General features: G+C 36.1%; 20 protein-coding genes and 1 riboswitch. Of the genes, 10 read left to right on the top strand and 10 right to left on the bottom strand.

The genetic code is table 11. The features are described 5' to 3' along the window. Positions 1–33: 33 nt before the first annotated feature. Positions 34–423, bottom strand: a complete 390-nt coding sequence (locus tag ACTYBU_RS08365) for a thiol-disulfide oxidoreductase DCC family protein (RefSeq protein ID WP_445488825.1) — start codon at positions 421–423, stop codon at positions 34–36. A 616-nt stretch (positions 424–1,039) separates the two neighbouring features. On the opposite strand from ACTYBU_RS08365, the gene ACTYBU_RS08360 reads away from it, so the two are divergent. From ACTYBU_RS08360 to ACTYBU_RS08350, 3 genes are all read left to right on the top strand, one after another. Then, positions 1,040–3,037: a penicillin-binding transpeptidase domain-containing protein gene (locus ACTYBU_RS08360; RefSeq protein WP_445488823.1), complete on the top strand. Its 1,998-nt coding sequence runs from the start codon at positions 1,040–1,042 to the stop codon at positions 3,035–3,037. A 253-nt stretch (positions 3,038–3,290) separates the two neighbouring features. Beyond that, positions 3,291–4,706 (top strand): SpoVR family protein, encoded by a 1,416-nt coding sequence (locus ACTYBU_RS08355; RefSeq protein WP_445488821.1) that lies wholly within the window; start codon positions 3,291–3,293, stop codon positions 4,704–4,706. 436 nt (positions 4,707–5,142) lie between these two features. Then, entirely contained in the window at positions 5,143–6,171 is a 1,029-nt protein-coding gene (locus tag ACTYBU_RS08350; RefSeq protein WP_445488819.1) for a homoserine dehydrogenase, read from the top strand. 211 nt (positions 6,172–6,382) lie between these two features. Here the strand turns inward: ACTYBU_RS08350 and ACTYBU_RS08345 are convergent, their stop codons facing one another. Continuing rightward, the gene (locus ACTYBU_RS08345; RefSeq protein ID WP_445488817.1) at positions 6,383–6,577 is read right to left on the bottom strand and encodes an aspartyl-phosphate phosphatase Spo0E family protein; all 195 of its coding nucleotides are present in this window, start codon (positions 6,575–6,577) and stop codon (positions 6,383–6,385) included. A gap of 315 nt (positions 6,578–6,892) precedes the next feature. Here ACTYBU_RS08345 and ACTYBU_RS08340 point away from each other — a divergent pair, with 315 nt between their 5' ends. Beyond that, entirely contained in the window at positions 6,893–7,222 is a 330-nt protein-coding gene (locus ACTYBU_RS08340; RefSeq protein ID WP_445488815.1) for a PTS lactose/cellobiose transporter subunit IIA, read from the top strand. Positions 7,223–7,506: 284 nt separating this feature from the next. Then, positions 7,507–8,160, top strand: a complete 654-nt coding sequence (locus tag ACTYBU_RS08335) for a DUF421 domain-containing protein (protein WP_445488813.1) — start codon at positions 7,507–7,509, stop codon at positions 8,158–8,160. Positions 8,161–8,607: 447 nt separating this feature from the next. Here ACTYBU_RS08335 and ACTYBU_RS08330 read toward each other — a convergent pair whose 3' ends face one another. After that, entirely contained in the window at positions 8,608–9,558 is a 951-nt protein-coding gene (locus ACTYBU_RS08330; RefSeq protein ID WP_445488812.1) for an exonuclease domain-containing protein, read from the bottom strand. A 287-nt stretch (positions 9,559–9,845) separates the two neighbouring features. Here ACTYBU_RS08330 and ACTYBU_RS08325 point away from each other — a divergent pair, with 287 nt between their 5' ends. Next, on the top strand, positions 9,846–10,286 hold the full coding sequence (locus ACTYBU_RS08325; RefSeq protein WP_445488810.1) for a C40 family peptidase: 441 nt from the start codon (positions 9,846–9,848) through the stop codon (positions 10,284–10,286). A 149-nt stretch (positions 10,287–10,435) separates the two neighbouring features. On the opposite strand, the gene ACTYBU_RS08320 is transcribed toward ACTYBU_RS08325, so the two are convergent. Next, positions 10,436–11,125 (bottom strand): nuclease-related domain-containing protein, encoded by a 690-nt coding sequence (locus ACTYBU_RS08320; protein WP_445488809.1) that lies wholly within the window; start codon positions 11,123–11,125, stop codon positions 10,436–10,438. A 121-nt stretch (positions 11,126–11,246) separates the two neighbouring features. Between ACTYBU_RS08320 and ACTYBU_RS08315 the strand changes: the two genes are divergently transcribed. After that, positions 11,247–11,690 carry a MerR family transcriptional regulator gene (locus ACTYBU_RS08315; RefSeq protein ID WP_445488807.1) on the top strand — a complete coding sequence of 148 codons (444 nt, stop codon included), beginning with the start codon at positions 11,247–11,249 and terminating at the stop codon, positions 11,688–11,690. 126 nt (positions 11,691–11,816) lie between these two features. On the opposite strand, the gene ACTYBU_RS08310 is transcribed toward ACTYBU_RS08315, so the two are convergent. Beyond that, positions 11,817–12,413, bottom strand: a complete 597-nt coding sequence (locus ACTYBU_RS08310) for a TetR/AcrR family transcriptional regulator (RefSeq protein WP_445488805.1) — start codon at positions 12,411–12,413, stop codon at positions 11,817–11,819. A gap of 330 nt (positions 12,414–12,743) precedes the next feature. Between ACTYBU_RS08310 and ACTYBU_RS08305 the strand changes: the two genes are divergently transcribed. Beyond that, the gene (locus ACTYBU_RS08305) at positions 12,744–14,240 is read left to right on the top strand and encodes an MDR family MFS transporter (protein WP_445488803.1); all 1,497 of its coding nucleotides are present in this window, start codon (positions 12,744–12,746) and stop codon (positions 14,238–14,240) included. 23 nt (positions 14,241–14,263) lie between these two features. Here the strand turns inward: ACTYBU_RS08305 and ACTYBU_RS08300 are convergent, their stop codons facing one another. The 5 genes from ACTYBU_RS08300 to ACTYBU_RS08280 all read right to left on the bottom strand — a co-directional run bounded on the left by ACTYBU_RS08300 (position 14,264) and on the right by ACTYBU_RS08280 (position 18,142). Then, positions 14,264–14,443 carry a hypothetical protein gene (locus ACTYBU_RS08300; protein ID WP_445488801.1) on the bottom strand — a complete coding sequence of 60 codons (180 nt, stop codon included), beginning with the start codon at positions 14,441–14,443 and terminating at the stop codon, positions 14,264–14,266. Positions 14,444–14,548: 105 nt separating this feature from the next. Then, complete coding sequence (thiC, locus tag ACTYBU_RS08295) at positions 14,549–16,321, bottom strand: phosphomethylpyrimidine synthase ThiC (protein ID WP_445488800.1); 1,773 nt, start codon at positions 16,319–16,321, stop codon at positions 14,549–14,551. 190 nt (positions 16,322–16,511) lie between these two features. Beyond that, positions 16,512–16,619: riboswitch (TPP riboswitch) on the bottom strand. 452 nt (positions 16,620–17,071) lie between these two features. After that, positions 17,072–17,356 carry a hypothetical protein gene (locus ACTYBU_RS08290; protein ID WP_445488798.1) on the bottom strand — a complete coding sequence of 95 codons (285 nt, stop codon included), beginning with the start codon at positions 17,354–17,356 and terminating at the stop codon, positions 17,072–17,074. A gap of 14 nt (positions 17,357–17,370) precedes the next feature. After that, a complete protein-coding gene (locus ACTYBU_RS08285) occupies positions 17,371–17,742 on the bottom strand; it encodes an SHOCT-like domain-containing protein (RefSeq protein ID WP_445488796.1) in 372 nt (123 codons plus the stop codon). A 13-nt stretch (positions 17,743–17,755) separates the two neighbouring features. Then, positions 17,756–18,142, bottom strand: a complete 387-nt coding sequence (locus tag ACTYBU_RS08280; protein WP_445488795.1) for a DUF2089 domain-containing protein — start codon at positions 18,140–18,142, stop codon at positions 17,756–17,758. 205 nt (positions 18,143–18,347) lie between these two features. Here ACTYBU_RS08280 and ACTYBU_RS08275 point away from each other — a divergent pair, with 205 nt between their 5' ends. Together ACTYBU_RS08275 and ACTYBU_RS08270 are read left to right on the top strand one after the other, a co-directional pair. Then, on the top strand, positions 18,348–18,701 hold the full coding sequence (locus tag ACTYBU_RS08275; RefSeq protein WP_445488793.1) for a DUF2500 domain-containing protein: 354 nt from the start codon (positions 18,348–18,350) through the stop codon (positions 18,699–18,701). A 72-nt stretch (positions 18,702–18,773) separates the two neighbouring features. Then, complete coding sequence (locus tag ACTYBU_RS08270) at positions 18,774–19,235, top strand: GNAT family N-acetyltransferase (RefSeq protein ID WP_445488791.1); 462 nt, start codon at positions 18,774–18,776, stop codon at positions 19,233–19,235. Positions 19,236–19,602 lie beyond the last annotated feature (367 nt).

Raw genomic sequence — 19,602 nt, 5'->3', positions numbered from 1 at the left:
AAAACCGCTTGCTCAGCAAAATTATCCAGTTTGCTAGAGGAAGCGGTTTTTGTTTTCTTTTGACGGCAGCATGCAGCTCTCTTTTTTACCGAACCACTTATAACGATTACGGGCAGCATAGCGATAGATTGGATCCCGAATAAAGGAAGGAATAAAGGTGAATAAATAAAAGAACTTCCATCCCCCTTTTAAGCAGCGGCAAATTCGAAGTACAGCTTCTGATTCTTTATAAACTGTTCCATTTTCAATTAATACGATGCTGTCTAATAGCTTGCCCACCTGATATTGATTGACCAAAGCTTGTCCCGTTTCTCCTTGAAGAGAGGCAAAAGCAAAAACTTTCTTAGGGTCCCGCTTTATAATAAATTGAACGGAACCATTGCATAAATTACAGACACCGTCAAATAAAATAATCTTTTTCAAAATTATCACCTATTTATCCCACACTTAACGGGCAGTAAAACCTCCACTGATGGAAGGTTCACTTTATAGTTTAGCCTAAAAAAGATAGACAAAACTTTTAATTGTGGATTCTTGATAAAAAACAGAGATGGTGACTTGTCTTTCATCCCCCATTATTGGTATAAAGAACAAAAACAAAGATTGTTTTTCAGTTTATTTCATTCAATGGATGCAGCTCGAATTCCTTTTCGATTAAAAGAAGAACAGCTAAGAAAGAGATCCTTTTTAATTGTTCCTTTAGGCATTCTTGGACAAACAGCTCAAGGGTTTACTGTTAAAATAATTATATCAATAATTTCAAATTTATTCCTTATTATTGATATAATATATAAAGTGAACCTTCCATCGGTGGGGGGGTTGTTCTTCCCCCACTGATGGTTAGTTGCACTTATCGGACCTTTACGGGCAAGTTTTAACACCTAGCTTCCTCGATTTCTCGGCATCTTGAGGTAGGGGTCTTACTGCCCGTTAAGAGTGGGATAAAATAATACCGATAAGACTATGGGCGAACTTAATCGGCCAGTTCGTACGGCAATGAGCAAGGCGCTTGCGCTTTTCTTATATAGGAGGGGAAAGGATGAAAAAACTAGTAGTGCTTTTATTAATGCTTGTAATAATAGGAGTGGCGGGCTGCAGTAAAGATGAACCTACTCCGGATGAACGGCTTGCACAATATGTGAAGCTATGGAATGAACAAAAGTTTGGAGATATGTATGCTTTTCTTTCTAAAGATGCAAAAAAGTCTATTTCTAAAAAAGATTTTGTTTCACGCTATCAAAAATTATACAGCGATTTAGAAATTAGTGATTTACATATAACCTACACAAAGCCTTCAAAAGACGAGAAATTTGATAAGGCGGAGACAGCGTCTATTCCTTTTTCTGCAAATATGAATAGTGCAGCAGGAGAAATACAATTTGACCATGATGCATCGCTTGTAAAAGAAGAAAAAGATAAAAAAGAAAACTGGTATATAAATTGGAATACAACGTATATATTTGCCGATTTAGGCGCAGATGATAAAGTAGCCATCCAAACGATTGAAGCGGAACGCGGTGCGATTATGGATAAAAATGAAAGTCCATTAGCAATGAATGGCGTTATTTATGAAATTGGACTTGTGCCGGAACAGATGGGCGATAATAAAGAAGCTGTTGTGGAAAAGCTTTCAAAGCTGTTGGATATTAAGAAGGAAACGATTGATAAGGCGTTGAATGCCGATTGGGTGCAGCCAAGTTATTTTGTTCCGATTAAAAAGGTTGCAACCGGCGATCAAGCGTATTTAGATAAACTATTTGAATTGCCCGGCGTGCAAAAGCAAGATACAAAAGGAAGAATCTATCCTTTAGGGGAATCAGCAGCTCATTTGATTGGTTATATTGGCAATATCACAGCTGAAGAGCTGGAGCAGCAGAAGGGGAAAGGGTATTCCAATTCTGATGTAATTGGAAAAAGAGGGTTGGAGCAAGTTTTTGAAGAGCAGCTCAAAGGAATAAACGGCATGAAAATCACCATCAACAAAGCAGATGGAACGAATGTAGTCCTTGCAGAAAAAGAAGTCAAAAACGGCGACAATATTAAATTGACCATTGATGCAGAATTGCAATCAAAAATATACGATGAAATGGGTGGAGAAGCAGGTGCGGCAGCAGCCATTAATCCAACAACTGGCGAAACATTAGCGTTGGTCAGCAGTCCGGCATATGATCCAAACAAAATGGTGGTTGGATTAACCTCGACAGAGAGAGAGGATTACAATAATAATAAATTAGATCCATTTACGAATCGTTTTAAATTAACATATGCTCCTGGCTCTGTTTTAAAACCAGTTGTTGCAGCAGCAGCGTTGACGGAGAAAGTCATTACGCCAGAACAGCCGCGGAAAATAACAACCAAACAATGGCAAAAGAATAAATCCTGGGGCAGCTATTATGTAACAAGAGTGCATAGCAGCACTATGCCAGTCAACTTAGCGGATGCTTTATTATACAGCGACAATATTTATTTTGCCCAAACTGCTCTTGATTTAGGAAAAGACAAGTTTGCAGCTGAAATGAAAAAATTCGGCTTTGAAGAAGACTTTTCTTATCCATATCCAATGGAAAAACCAACAATTGGCAAGCTGGATTCAGAAATCCAATTAGCGGACTCTGGTTATGGGCAGGGACAAGTGGAAACGAATGTGCTGCATTTAGCAACTGCTTACTCTTCATTTGTAAACAGTGGAAATATAATTAAACCAATTTTGCTTTCCAGTGAAAAAACAGGGGAAGTTTGGAAAAAAAATAGTATGAGCAGTTCTACGGCAAATACGATCTCCAATGACCTTCAACAAGTAATCGACAGTCCAAGGGGAACAGCCCATTCAGGCAAAATAAATGGCTTAATATTAGCGGGGAAAACAGGAACGGCAGAATTAAAGGAAAAACAAGGAGAAAAAGGAACAGAAAACGGCTGGTTTGTTGCCTATAACAAAAAAGACAAAAATCTTCTTATCTCCATGATGATAGAAGGAGTGCAATCCAAAGGCGGCTCCTCACATGTCGTGCTAAAAGTAAAAAAAGTATTGGAGTAATGTGGGAATAAATATAAAGTGAAACTGCAGCTAGTAGAAGGACATTAGTTCACAATGATTGTTTGTTAAAAGGGATAAAAAAAGGGCAGTCCAAAACAGCTTTGGCCTGTCCCTTTTTGTATTGTCGAACATGTTTTTCTGTATACCCAACTAAAGGTTCAAATGGATTTGCAATAAAATAATCAAGGATTTAATTCATCATTCATGCTTTTCCATCATACATTAATTTAAGACGGTGAAGGGAGAGAAAGGAATGAATGCAGTAGAACAAAAAGAACTTCAAAAAGCCATCTCAGAAATTACAGAAATCGCAACTGGTTTCGGATTAGATTTCTATCCAATGAGATATGAAATTTGTCCTGCAGATATCATTTATACATTCGGTGCCTACGGAATGCCAACTCGCTTTTCCCACTGGAGTTTCGGAAAACAATTCCATAAAATGAAGCTGCACTATGATTTAGGGCTGTCTAAAATATATGAGCTTGTTATTAACTCAAATCCATGCTATGCCTTTTTATTAGACAGCAATTCACTTATAAATAATAAATTGATTGTTGCACATGTTTTGGCTCACTGCGATTTTTTTAAGAATAATATACGTTTTGAAAATACAAAGCGTGAAATGGTGGAGAGCATGGCAGCAACAGCGGACCGTATACGTCAATATGAAATACAGTATGGAAAGCAGGAAGTAGAAACATTTTTAGACGCGGTACTGGCAATTGAAGAGCATATCGATCCATCATTAATGAGACCGAAGCTTGCTTGGAGCATGGAAGATGTAGAATTTGTGGAAGAAGAAGAAATAGCCATTTCACCCTATGATGATTTATGGGGGTTGGATGACCGCAATAAGCAGAAAAAAACAAAAAAAAAGGTGATCAAAAAATTTCCTCCGCAGCCGGAAAAGGACATTATGCTCTTTATTGAAAATTTCAGCAGAGAACTGACAGAATGGCAAAGAGATATTTTAACCATGATGCGAGAAGAAATGCTTTATTTTTGGCCGCAGCTGGAAACAAAAATCATGAATGAAGGCTGGGCATCCTATTGGCATCAAAGAATCATCCGGGAATTAGATTTAACAAGCGGAGAAGCAATCGAATTTGCCAAATTAAATGCAGGAGTTGTACAGCCCTCTAAAACAGGCATTAACCCATACTATTTAGGATTAAAAATATTTGAAGATATTGAAGACCGTTATAATAACCCAACAGAAGAAATGAAACGAAGAGGAGTAAAGCTTAACTCAGGCAGAGAAAAAATCTTTGAGGTAAGGGAAATTGAATCGGATATATCCTTTTTACGAAATTATTTAACAAAGGATTTAGTCACAAGAGAAGATATGTATCTTTTCCAAAAACAAGGGAGAGATTATAAAATTGTAGATAAAGGCTGGGAACAAGTGAGAGATCAGCTTGTCAGCATGAGGGTAAATGGCGGATTTCCATATATAACTGTAACTGATGGAGATTACATGAAAAACGGAGAGCTTTATTTAAAGCATGGCTTCGAAGGCATTGAATTGGATTTGAAATATTTAGAAAAGGTTCTTCCTTATATTTATCAATTATGGGGGCGGAATGTCCATATGGAAACCATTGTTGAAGACAAAAATATGCTATACACTTATGACGGCAAAGCGCTTCATCGGAAATATCTATAATAGGTAAAGATGCTGACTCAAAATTCGTTCTATACAAATTTTGAAGTCAGCTTTTTTTTAGGGGATTTTGAGATATATTTCTCAAGCTGTAAATTCAGCTACTGTTTAAACGTTTTAGCCCACTCTTAACGGGCAGTAAGACCCCCGCCGAGAAATCGAGGAAGCTAGGTGTTGAAACTTGCCCGTAAAGGTCCGATAAGTGCAACTAACCATCAGTGGGGGATGAGGAAAAACCCCTACTGATGGAAGTTTACTTTATAAATATTTAACAGGAGAAAAAGGAAATCGAACAAGCTATACAGAATGTATGGGAAGTAGATAAATAGAAAACGATTAAATTTCATGCGGATCAAAAGCATGCTGGAGTTACTATAAGAGGAATCAATAGCATCTTAGGAAGATAAATCGAATGGTTGTCGGCAGAAAGGATAGAAACATGCATAAAAAAGTTATTGAGAGAAAAATAATAATTACTGGATATGGAACGGTTGCAAAGGAATTAGTCAAGCTAATAAAAGAACAAGCAGGCCGTTTAATGAAGGATTATCATACATCCTATAAAATAATAGGAATAATTGGGTTGAAAGGCATGATTTATGAAGAGGAAGGCATCGATTTACAATTATTGCTCACCTATGATAAAGGATCAGAGGCTTTAGATAAATATGCCGAAAAAAAGGGGGTCGCTTTTCAACAGCCAGTCTTAAAGGGTGACGTTCTAATTGAATGTACACCAACAAATTTAGAAACGGGTGAACCCGCACTTTCTTATATTACGGATGCATTAACAGCAAAAATGCATGTTGTATCTGTCAGCAAAGGGGCACTAATACATGCATTGCCGCGATTTAAAAAAATAGCAGAAGCAAATCAATGCCAAATTAAATATAGCGGGGCAACAGCAGCAGCACTGCCAACATTAGATATTGGCGAGTTTAGTTTAGCAGGCTGTCAGATTACAGGAATTGAAGGAATATTAAATGGAACATCCAACTTTATCCTTTCCAGCATGTCGGAAGAGAATTTGTCTTTTGATAGTGCTTTAAAAACTGCTCAAGAAAAAGGCATTGCAGAAGCAGACCCAGCGCTAGACATAAAAGGGTTGGATAGTGCCTGTAAAATTCTGCTGCTAGCAAATGGACTGCTTCATACTCAATTAGCTCTAAAGGATATTTCAATAGAGGGAATAGAAAATGTAACAAAAGCAGATATGCAGTATGCAAAAATAAAGGGAAATGAAATAAAATTAATCGCTAGTGCAACAGTGGAAGGAGAGAAAGTAACAGTAAAAGTAGCGCCAAAAGTGATTCATCCGGAAAATCCGCTGATGCATGTAAAAGGAACAAATAAAGGAATTCTTTTTTATACAGAAGAAATGGGAACAATTTGTTGTTTAGGGGGAGCATCCCATCCAAAAGGAGCAGCTGCGGCAGCTTTAAAGGACATGATTAATTTATTTCGTTAATGCTGCTGTTCATTTGGCTGCAGTTGTCGGAAATAGAAGATTCTCTTTTTTTAATAGAATGGAAAGAGTCACTCGTGCTGTTCTAAGAATTAGCAGCTTTTTAAGGCTGGTTAACATGTTGTATATATAAAATCTTAGAATTTGTCACCTTTTCTAAATAATCTTTTATAAGAGGGACTTAGACAAGGTGACAAATTGCCAATTTTATTCTTTAGTAATTTGATTTATCAGCAGCAGCTAATCGCTGATATCTAACAATATAGACATCCAGCTGTTCGCTTATTTGCAAAGTTTTAGGATCATTTAATCCTTTATCGATACCTGATTTCATTAACTTTAGTTTTAAGCTTTCTATGATTTGTAGTAGCTCGCCCATTTTTTCCTCACTATTCCTATTAAGTTTCATAATAATGGCTCCTAGGTATCTAACTTAATATTAATTTTACCAAATAAATTGGAAAAAATAAGTGTTTTTTTATAAAAAATGGGTATTAGTAATGGTGAAATTAAGGATTATGCCATATTTTTATCTACCCGTTTTAAGTAATAACTGAGAAGATTTCTTTTATTTATGAAAGCGCTTTTATGTTATGATAAAATTGATAGTAAATGAAAATAAGAAGATTTCGCATAATTTCGTTTTTCTTCCGTTTATTTATGCTGGTTTTTTTAAAAAAATGAAAGCGCTATCTAAATTATTCGGAGAGAAAGGTTGATAATAATGGCGACATTAGAGGAAACAATTTTTCAAATTATACTTCATGGCGGGAATGGAAAAAGCTGTGCAATGGAAGCGATTTCTGCAGCGAAGGAAGGGAATTTCAGCTTAGCAAAAGAAAAAATGATGGAAGCAGCAGAAGAATTAAACGAAGCACATCATATGCAAACAGCTCTAATTCAAGAGGAAGCAAGAGGAAATCGAATGGATATGTCTTTATTAATGGTCCATGCACAAGATCACCTGATGAATGCTGTTACGTTAAAAGATATGGCACAAGAAATTATTGATTTATTTACATTAGTACAACTTCGTGAAATAGAGGAAAAATAATTCCTGCTGAAAAATGAGAAGATAAGCGGCTTTATAGGAATAAATATAGCCATTCTATGTTTAAAAAATAAACTAAAGGGAAGGTACTTAGTAAAAGAAAAACTAAATGCTTCTGTCCGGCTGCTTTACCGCAGAGAATACTTCACAAAAGGTGAGATAGGACCTCTTCTTGGAAAAGGAAAGTTTATCAATGCATAATGCATAAGGTAGTATTCATTCCCAGATGTACACGCGAACGAGATACTAAAAAAGGAAAGACCATTTTTACCAGCATCTTTCCTTTTTTGATTGAAAAGGAAGGAGAGTGTCTATTCTTGTATGGAGTAATAACGTATAAATTAGTATTAGTGTTTGTACTTCTCTGGGCATTTGTCCGCATTTCAGGAAAGAAGAAATTGGCACAGCTTACTGCTTTAGACTTTATCCATCTATTTATGTTAACCAGCATTCTTTCCAACTATTTAGACATGTCAAAAAGTGTATTAGGACTTTTATATGCGGTTTCATTATGGGCAGTCCTTGTTTATATATTGGAATTATGTTCAAGAAAAAGGGTGGCAAGGAAATTAATACAAGGGGAAACCTCCAGGCTGATTATAGATGGAGATATAAATGTAAAAGAATTCAAAAAAAATAATTTGGAAATGGAACAATTCCGTACCCTGATGAGAGAACAAGGCGTTTATTCCTTGCACAAAGTGCAACATGCATTTTTAGAAACAGATGGATCATTGACGGTCGTTAAAATAGATGATCCCAACATCAATGCGTTATTAGTAGATAATGGAGAAATTATTGAACAACAATTGCAAAGAATAGACAAAACAAAAGAATGGCTAATAAAAGAATTAAATCATCGAGGATACGATAATGTAAAAAAGTTGTTTTGTGTTGAATGGTCCAAGGAAGAAGGTTTTTATATTAAAAGGTCAAAATGATAGGATGGAAGATTTCACAACCTACATATAGAAAATAAATGTAGGAAGCTTTGACGGAAGAAGGAGCAGCCTTAGTAAGGCGAAAAAAAAATCTCCCGTTAAAAGAGATCATTTAGCTGTATTTAATAATAAATAAGTAATATAAGAATGAAGTTCAAAACGATCGTTTTTGAAAAAGTCTTTCATTTTTTTAGTCTTTGCTTTTTTCATCGTATATCCCTCCCTTTTTAAATAGCATTTCCAATCTAGTAATCTTCTATACCTTTATTTTTAAAAAATAAAACGTTATAAAAAATGGAAGATGGAAGTAGGAAACTTAGTGAAGGAACTATGTGGCTATAAGGATGAACAGAGGCCGGAGCAAGACTGATATACGTGAGTGAGGTGGGAAATATAAAAATCACAAAAAAAGCACCCACATAAAAATGGATGCTACTATCAATTCTATTAAATCACTTCGTTTCTTAATAGTTTTAAAAATTCTTCTTCCTTCACAATTTGAATATCGAGTCCTTTTTGCTGCAGCTCGTATGCTTTTTTCTCTTTTGAGCTGATGCCGTTTGCACCGACAAGTTTTGGGTCTTGCCTACCGACTACAAGATAATTCGTTTTGCTGCTGACCCCGCTTTTCATGATACCGCCAATATCCACTACTTTTTGCATGGCTTCCTTTCGATCCATGGATAATAAATCTCCTGTAAAAACAATGTTTTTCCCATAAAGCGTATGGTTTTCATTAAAAGTTTCTGTCGTTGCGGCTATTTCAGATATGGCTACCCGATTAAATTTAGGTTTGCTTTTCCGCTTTGTTCGAAAAGAGGTTTGCGGATTCAGTTCGGCAAACTGTTTAATGGGAATGGTGCTGAATGTTTGGCAATAGGATTGCAAAGACTTTCTATTTTTCGTCTTTACGGAAGCAATCACTAGCTCTGCACATGCCCGTGCATCCGCTCCTGCGTGATGATGCTCTTCTATCGAAATGCCAAAACGGGCAGTTCTTTCTTTTAATGATTGCCCTATCTTTTCCCCGCGGCACGCTCTAGTACTAATGGGGATGCTGCAAACATATTTAAAATCAGGAATGGCAATCCCATAGGATTGTAAACAACAATATAAAACGCTCATATCAAATTGAGCGTTATGTGCAACAATTAAATGGGAAGTAATATCCTCTTTAAGAAGGTCCCATATCTCGTCAAAGTTTTTCTGTCCAATCACATCATTCTGCTTTAGTCCATGGACAGCAGTAAAACGAGCATCAAACTTCAAATTTGGAGGTTTAATAAGGAAATACTGTTCTTTAACAACGGTATTGTTTTCAACATATGCAAGTCCGACAGAACAAGCACTATTCATGTTTTCATTGGCAATTTCAAAATCAATAGCAATAAAATCCACTCTTATTACTCCTCCAATCTATCTTTTTAATCATTAACTTTTAATATAGTATACTATTTTTTTAAAAAAAAGAGCGGTGATTTCTCCCGTTTAAATCGATTTTTTTAAAAAACGAATCTAGTAGAATAATATTCTACGAATAGAATTGTAATTTTCCTGTAATAGAATTAGAACAACTCTGTAACCATATGAAATGGGAAATATGAGAAAATATTTTCAGATGATGGATGTTAAGCCACGGAAACGTACTACTAATTCAAACAGGAAAACGCAACGGAGGTTACCACATGAAAAAGGTTTTTATCATGAGCATTATGTCATTCGGGCTGTTATTTACAGGAGTGTTTGGAGGACACGAAGCAAGTGCAGCTTCTTCAAAATCGGTAATAGGCATTGCAAAAAAATACATAGGAACACCATATAAATTTGGTGGAACAACACCAAAAGGATTCGATTGTTCTGGTTTCGTAGGATATAGTTATAAAAAGACGGGTAAGAACCTTCCCCGCACGACAGGAGATTTGTATAAAAAAGGAAAGAAAGTGACGAAAAAGAGCTTGAAAGAAGGAGATTTAGTCTTCTTTACTACTTATAAAAAAGGCGCTTCACATGTAGGGATATACATAGGCGATAATAAATTTATACACAGTTCTTCAAAAGGTGTTAAAATAGACAAGCTATCTAATACATATTGGAAAGCAAACTATTATGGTGCTAAAAGACTTTAATACAATATAACGATACTTATAAAGTAAACCTCCATCAGTGGGGGTTTTTCCTCATCCCCCACTGATGGTTAGTTGCACTTATCGGACCTTTATGGGCAGTTATCCCCCACCTAGCTTCCTCGATTTCTCGGCATCTTGAGGTGGGGGTTTTACTGCCCGTTAAGAGTGGGATAAAATAGATATACCCTGCAGGCAAATCGTTTAAACCGAATTCCTGTAGGGTTTTTTTTGCGTAAAATTATTTTCTCTCTATATTGCTTTGTGAAAAAGATGAGATCGCTGTTTCGTTCTATTTCTAATTCAGGAACATTGGTTTTTAACAAAAGTTTAGAAACATGGAGAATTTTTTTGCCATCTACAATCGCTTTTTTGTATATTTCTGTAAGATTATCCCACTTTTCGATTAAACTATGACTGTGAATTACCTGGTTTTTTATGGAGTAATCTCCTTTTATAATGGTTGAGGGTTGACTGATGACAATTAAATATTCAATCGGAAGTGTCGGAAGTTTGTTTTTTTGTAGGAATTGATGAAGCTGCCTTTTCAGTCTTTTCACTTGAGAAATAGGACCAAGAAAACCTTCCTCTTGATCCTTTATCCTGCGGCTGAATTGATTTAAAGAGGTATCAAAACTTAATATTCCTGAGTTGTTTTTACATTCTAGGATAAGAGCAAAGTAGGGGGTAACGAGCAAATAGTCAATTTGAAAATAAGATTTTCCATCAAATAAACGGAGGTTGTGGAGGATAAAGCATTCTTTTTCAGGGAGAAAATTCAAATAGTATAACAATCCTTTTTCTCCATTGAACCCTTTAATAAGACTTTTATAATCTTTCAATACGATTGGATGCAAAGAATCATCTACGGAAAGCGAACGCCTCTCGCTGCAATCAACAGGCGAGTTTAACAGAGCCTGCTTTTTAAAACTATCCCTTGACTTAGAGTTAACTAGAAGTTGTATGCTGAATATAGTTAAATGGAAAGGGATGAAGCGCTTGTTATCGATTAGTGAAGCTGCTGAAAAGTCTGGAATTAGCCCATATACGTTAAGATATTATGAAAAGATAGGTGTTTTGCCACCTCCGAAGCGAAAAAATGGAGGCAATCGTTTTTATACAGACAGTGATGTTAACTTTATGATTTTTTTAAAAAGCTTAAAAGAAACAGGTATGTCATTAGACGATATCATAGAATTCGTTAAGGAAGGCTGCATTCTAGAAAAGATTGAACTAGAAGAAGATAATAGCAAATTGATGCCGACCATTCATAAGCGTGTAGAGATTCTTTCGAAGCATCTTGAAAAAATGGAAGAGAAAAGGAGATGCTTAGAAGAACTCATTTTCACTACAAGAAAAAAACAAGCATTCTATTCTGCCATTTTAAAAGAAGAGGATGGAAAATGAAAAGTTTACTTTAGTGTGTAGATAGAGTATTTTACTTCAAACTTAAATATATCAAGAAAAGTGCAAAGGTGAGAAAAAAAGGGTAAAAGCAGCATAAAACTGCTTTTACCCTCCTTTTACCCCATTTTAAGAATACTTTGCTAAATAATGTTTGAAGAAAAAATCAATTTGATCTTCGATAGGAATAGGATTCCAGACAATAGAGACTTTTTTTTTGCAGCTCATCAAGGTTGGCAGAAAGGTGGCTGCGATCATCTGCATCATCATCATCGTTAGGACATCAGAATTTTTTTCTCCAGTAATTTCTTCTAACGTTGCTTTAATTTTATTTAATCCCATTGTTTTCATGTAATTGGCATATTCATACTGAGATTCAAATGAAATCGTGCCTTTTCCAAGCAGTTCTTTCATTAGCTCAGGGTATTCTTTTATGGAGTTTGTATATTGAATCAAGAAGGTTTTTAATCGCTCTTTTGGAGGTTTGGAATGGTCATCCAACAGGAAAAAAGCTTCTCGAAAGGAAGCGAGCATTACTTTCAGCGCCTCATTGATTAATTTATCTTTTGAACCGAAATAATAATTAATTAGTGCGAGATTCACATCTGCTCCAGCTGCTATTTTACGCAGTGTCACGTTTTCGAGACCTTCTGTTTTTATTAAGTATAATGCAGTATTCAGAATATTTTCTTTTGTAGTCTTATCTTTTTCGGAGCTTGTATTCATCTGATAACTCCCCTATCAACTAATTGAAATGAAACGATAGTAAATGGTATAATTTGTGAACTTTTTTGGTTAAAATTAAACTATGTTTAAATTTAACGATAATACTTTTATATGGCATGTGTCAAGAAACCATTTTCTTGTTGTTATTTAAATAAAATGTTTTTCTTGACAGATGGAAAGAAAAAGGATAAATTTTAAACATCGTTTTAAACGTTGTTTAAATTTAGTGATCCTGAACTTTACTCTATATGAAGGAGTGAAAATTCATCTTTGCAAAATAAAAACAATCGGTGATGAATTAGTAAATAAACCAGAAAGTTAGGTGGAATTATGTCGAATACAAAAGTGGAGAATGGAGCCGCAAGCACAGAGGAATTCTCCATTAAAGCAATTATTGCGCCACTCCTTGCTGTTATTGTCGGAATGATTATGGTTATTTTAGATAGCACAGTAGTGAATGTTGCCATTCCTAAATTGGTTGATTATTTTAATACAGATCTTAAAATCATTCAATGGACGGTTACTGGCTATACATTGGCATTGTCTGCTGTTATTCCTCTTGCTGGATGGATGACAGATAAATTTGGAGCAAAAAAAATCTTTCTTTTTACCATTACGTTTTTTACTTTAGGTTCTGTATTATGTGCTTTCGCACAGTCGCCAATGCAGCTGATTATTTTCCGAATCATTCAAGGATTGGGAGGAGGAATGGTGGCTCCAATAGGAATGGCTATGGTGTTTAAGCTTGCACCGCCTGAAAAAAGAGGGGCCATTATGGGTGTGCTTGGTGTTCCGATGCTATTGGCTCCAGCTCTTGGTCCTGTATTATCTGGCTGGCTAGTCGAGTATGTTAGCTGGCATTGGATTTTCTTAATCAATCTTCCAATTGGAATTATTGCCTTGATTGTCGGAGTGAAGTTTCTTCCAAAATCAGAAAAACAGGAAGCGCCACATCTTGATATTATCGGTATGATTATCGCTCCTATCGCTTTTTCGATGCTTGCTTATGGGGTAAGCGAAGGGGGATCTGATTGGACTTCCACTTCTGCGATTACAGGTTTAGCCGTTGGCGGAATTGCTTTGCTTGTGTTTATCTTTGTTGAGTTGAGCCAGAAGCAGCCGCTTCTTGAGTTAAGGGTATTCCGTTCATCTGACTTTACCCGTGGAATCGTTCTTGCATGGCTTGCACAAGTAGCATTATTCGGTTCGATGATACTTGTTCCATTGTACTTGCAGCAGCTTAGAGGCTATACAGCACTGGAAACGGGTGTTATCTTGCTGCCTCAAGCACTCGCATCCGGAATCTTTATGCCGATTGGCGGAAGATTATTTGATAAAGTCGGTGCACGTCCTCTGGCATTTACCGGACTTGGTATTATTTCAGCAGGATTGTTCTTATTGTCACAGGTCGATGTAGATACAAGTCTTGCCATGATTATTGTTTGTTTATTTATGATGGGTGCTGGAATGGGTCTTACGATGATGCCTGTCAATACTCATGTATTGAACGCAGCGCCTCGTCATTTAGTCAGCAGGGTTACTCCTTTGACAACAGCGGCGCAGCAAGTGGTAGTGTCTTTTGCAGTTGCTGGATTAACAGGCTATTTAACTTCCCATGTGGATTCGCACATGAAAGATGTGGCACATGGTATAAGCCCAGTTGCAGCAGCAAGCGCTGGATTTTCTGATACATTCTTTTTAGCAGCATGTCTGGCTGTAGCCGGGTTCGTGTTCAGTATGTTTCTTCGCAAGCCGAAAGTACAGCCGACAGAAGAAACAGATTCAAAGGAAAAACAAGATCCAACAATTAGTATGAATGTGCATTAAATGCTTAAAAAGGATCCCGCCTTCTATGTAAAGGCAGGATCCTTTTTTATAATGATAAATATTTTTGCTGCAGTTCGAGGGAAATCATTTTGCAAGATATTTATTTCTTCTTCATTTGAGACCTTATCCATATAAGCAAATGCTTTTTCTAACGATTCTTCTCCCATTTTTTTATTATTAGCGAGCAAAGGCAATTTTCGCAAAAAAATGCATAAAGCAGTCTCAAAATAAAAAAACAGCTTCAGAAATAGCTGAATACCGCAAGGAAGCAATTGCCTCCATGAAGTAATCGGCTAAATTATTTCTATTTAACTATATAAATGACTGCCTTTTTCCACAAATTCTTTCGCTTTTTCTTTTAAGCCTTTTTCAATGACATCTGTTTCGGGCAGGTTGTTTTCTTTTGCGCGGTTTCGAATGTCATGAGAGATTCTCATGCTGCAGAATTTAGGTCCGCACATGGAACAGAAATGTGCTGTTTTTGCCCCCTCTGCAGGAAGTGTTTCATCATGGTAAGCCAATGCTTTTTCTGGATCAAGCGATAGATTAAATTGGTCTCTCCAGCGGAATTCAAAGCGTGCTTTAGACAGGGCGTCGTCGCGTTGCTGTGCGCCAGGATGGCCTTTTGCAAGGTCTGCTGCATGTGCAGCGATTTTATAAGTAATAACCCCTTCGCGAACGTCATCGCGATTAGGCAATCCTAAATGTTCTTTCGGTGTTACATAACAAAGCATAGCAGTTCCGAACCAGCCAATCATAGCAGCCCCAATAGCAGAGGTGATATGATCATATCCAGGGGCGATATCGGTTGTTAATGGACCCAATGTATAGAATGGTGCCTCTTGGCAAATTTTTTGCTGGAGATCCACATTTTCTTTAATTTTGTGCATAGGTACATGACCAGGACCTTCGATCATTACTTGGACATCATGCTTCCATGCAATTTTAGTTAATTCTCCAAGTGTTTCAAGCTCAGCGAATTGTGCCTCATCATTTGCATCTGCAATGGAGCCAGGACGAAGCCCGTCTCCAAGTGAAAAGGCAATATCATATTTTTTCATAATTTTGCAAATTTCCTCAAAATGTGTGTATAGGAAGCTTTCTTTATGGTGGGCAAGACACCACTGTGCCATAATAGAACCCCCACGGGAAACAATGCCTGTCACACGTTTTGCTGTTAACGGTATATAACGAAGCAGCACCCCGGCATGAATGGTGAAATAATCGACGCCCTGTTCTGCTTGCTCAATTAATGTATCACGGTATACTTCCCAAGTAAGATCTTCTGCAACACCGTTTACTTTTTCAAGAGCCTGATAAATGGGAACAGTTCCAACAGGAACAGGACAGTTGCGAATAATCCATTCACGTGTTGTGTGAATATCTTTCCCCGTCGATAAATCCATTAAGTTATCTGCACCCCAGCGGATCGCCCATGTCATTTTTTCTACTTCTTCTTCAATGGAAGAAGTAACGGCAGAGTTTCCGATGTTTGCATTAATTTTTACATGAAAGTTTTTTCCGATAATCATTGGTTCACTTTCAGGATGGTTAATGTTGCTTGGAATGATTGCACGGCCGCTTGCTACTTCATCACGGACAAATTCGGGACTAACATGCTCTCTTATTGCGATAAATTCCATTTCCGGCGTAATGATTCCTTTGCGTGCGTAATGAAGTTGTGTAACGTTTTTTCCTTCTTTGGCACGTTTTGGTTTTCTGGATAATTGGAAAGTATATTCTGTTGCATGAAGTGTTTTGCGTCCATTATCTTCAGGTTTAATAGCACGACCTTCGTAAGTTTCTACATCATTTCTTTCATCAATCCACTTGGATCGAATGGCGGGTAAGCCTTCGCGGATATTCACTGTAGCATTTTGGTCTGTATAAATACCGCTTGTATCATATACACGCACCGGTGCATTTTCTTCTTCGCCGAAAGTTCCAGTCGTCGGACTCAGTTCGATTTCTCTCATCGGAACTTGAATATCACTTCTAGACCCTTCAACATAAACTTTTTTACTCCCGGAAAAACTAGACATAATCGAGATATTTTGTTGCTGTACTGTTTCATTTTTCATTTTTTCCCTCTCCCTTACAAGTAATGGGACAAGATCAATGAACATGCCAACACAAAAAAACTAGATTCATATTTGAACCTAGTTGGAAGTCAGATTAAAGAATTCATTCAGGCTGCCTGAAAAACGGTTATTCCTCTATAGATAAACGTTTTAACTCAGCCTTAACATAGCTATTGATGCATAGCGAATGATCATCCATTCTTTACTTCCCCACGCTGGTACGAACCAGATCAGGTCCAAAGGGTTAGAAACTATTCATTGTTTCCTCTCAGCCCAAACGGCACCCCTAGCAGAAATTTCTTTTCATTAAAATGGTAGCATATGTAAAGGGGGGATTAAAGTGAAAAATTCGAATTAATATATAATGAGGAATTTGGGCTATATGCTACATAATCTAACGAAATGAATGTTTATGTTTATTAGGTAATTTAGTATAAAAAGAAGTGAGGGCATATTTGTTAGTAACTAGTATCTATTAGATGAAATGATAGAGGTGCATAAAGCGTATTTACCCCAGTTTAAGCATCCGTTAGAAACATCAAGCAGTTATAGAAATGGAGCAAAAGTTTCAGAGTAAACAAGTATTATGGATTAATTAACCTCTTTTTGTTATAATATGAATGGAAAGAATCCTCTTTTCTTTTTGAAAAAAGCCCTCATGTGAAGGGCCATTTTTCAAATTTGTTATTGGCTAATATTCATTAGCAGGTATCTAGTGTTCCCAGCACTAGATTTTTTTTATGAAAATAATCAACATATTTCCACCCTTACGCATGTTCCGTCTTTTAATACTACATCTACAAGCGGATCGTTCCATTTCTCTTTTGTTATTTCTTTTGCGAAAGCTTTCAGCATTTCTTTTATTATAGGTGCATGTGTATAAATCTCATGAACTGTTTTATCTTTTGTCTGACTATTAATAAACCGCCAAATAAAATTCGAAAACGCAATGTTAATGATGGTTTCAAGCATAAAAACAGGAATTGGAATCGTATAATTTTTCTTTTTGTCTGTACGAACATACACTTTTACCATAGCTCATACCTCCGTTATTCTACATATACTAGTACAGTATCGCCGTTTGCTAGCTTTACATCCACGATTTGCCCCACTAGCTCATTATCAATTGCGCTAATAAGCAAATCGATATCAATATGTTCTGTATACTGCTGTGCCTGTGGTATTTTGGAAGCAACGCTGTGGCCTGTCTGCAATAACGCTTTGATTAAACGTAAAGGAACATTCACGTTTACGTTATCATTTGTTTCCGAATTTACTCGTACACGCAGAAAACGGCTTAAATATTCTTTGTTCTCGAATTTTGGACTATCTTCCATAGTTTCCATAAGCGAAGCCGCTTGTTCAGATGTGATTTTTCCGCTTTCGACCATGGATAAAATCCTTTTCATCTCATTATTCATGTTAACGTCCTCCCTATAATTCTTTTAATAGAGCAATAGCTTCATCAGCAGTAATTTCATTTTGTTCTAATTTTTCAAGGATATCTGCTTTCTTTTCTGTTTTTTTATGAAAAATCTCACCAGAATTTGTTTTAGAGTTCCCAGTCATTGTGGCGATGATATCATTTAATTTTCCGCGGACAGTAGGATACGAAATGCCCAACTGCTTTTCTACTTCTTTAATATTTCCGCGGCACACAATAAAGGTTTCAATAAAATGCATCTGTTCCTCAGAAAAAGAATTCCATTTTGATAAGGTGAAATTATTTTCAATAACAGTATGACAGTGAGAGCACGCCAGCCTTGTTGCATGAAGTTCATGATGACAAACAGGGCAGTCATTTAAAATAGGATGCGACATTTTAAGTTTTTTCACCTCCTTTTTAATAAATATAATATTTAATATTAAAAAAATCAATTGTTAAGTTAATATATTTAATTTATTTTTGTGAAAAAGTTAAAAATATAAAATATGTATTTTGTTTGTTTAGTTTTTGATCCTGAAACTTTTATGAAGAATGTCCGTATTAAATAAACATAAACATAACGATAGGGGGAGTGTGCTTATGCCGGCAGGATTTGGAGATAGCCCGTTTTCAATCATTTTCATATTGTTTTCAGTTTTTGTTGTAGGAATGATTCTATATAGCATTATAAAAGGTTTAGCCACTTGGAGCAGCGATAATGCACAGCCAATTCTGACAGCCGACGCAAAAGTAGCAACAAAAAGAACAGAAGTGCATGGCGGAGGAAATACAAATGCATACAGCAATTATTATGTTACGTTTGAAATGGCAGACGGAGATCGAGTGGAATTCAAAGTTAAGGGAGCTGAGTATGGTCAGCTTGTTGAAGGAGATTGTGGAGAATTGCAGTCACAAGGAACAAGATATCATGGGTTTGTAAGGCAGCGTATATAAGAAAAACGGTTGGATTAAAAAGAATAATTTCTTGAATCTAGAAAGGAAGGTTCTTTTGATATGTCATTTCATATGAAGCCAATGGATAAAAGCAGTGCTATTCATATTCTGAGTTGGAAATATGAATACCCTTATGACTTTTATAATGTTAAAGCGAAAGAAGAATCTATTGCGGAGATGCTGGAAAATCCATATTTTGTTGTTCGCAATACTAATAAGGAGATAGTTGGTTTTTTTTGCATTGGTTATGCTTCGCAGGTGCCAAATGGTTATTTATTTGGAGCATATAAGGAAGGTTTGGTCGATATTGGTTTTGGAATGAAACCTGAATTAACGGGAAAAGGAGGTGGATCTTCTTTTTTAGCCTTTATTCTTCATTATATAGAAGAAGAGTATAAGGGAATGCCGATTCGGTTAACGGTTGCAGAATTTAATAAGAGGGCAATCCGTCTTTATGAGAAATTCGGTTTTGTAAAAAATAAAGAATTTGATAATATGGCTACAAGATTTCAAACGATGGTAAGGGAATTATAATTATATAGTAGAAATTGTTTTTAGTTTTTCTATTTATATGTAGTGTTAGATTTATTTTGGAAAAGGTTGTTGTATACTTAATAAAAACTTTTGCTTTTTTTATAAAAATCTATTGACCAATCTAATTATCCTTGTTATTATATAAAGGTTGCTTCTGATAGCGACAAGAAAACAAAACATAGCTTGCTTATCATCGATAACGATTGAAGATATTGAAAAAACTTTTTAAAAAAGTTATTGACGAAATAAAGGGAGATATGATATATTAAGAGAGTTCGCTTCTGAAGCGGATGAAAATTGCTCTTTGAAAACTGAACAAACAAAACGTCAACAATAAACGTTTATAACCTTTGTTGTAAACGAAAAA

This window comes from Niallia sp. 03133 (assembly GCF_052663225.1).
Note: the sequence above shows the minus strand (reverse complement) of the source record. Positions and strands in the feature narration are given on the sequence as shown.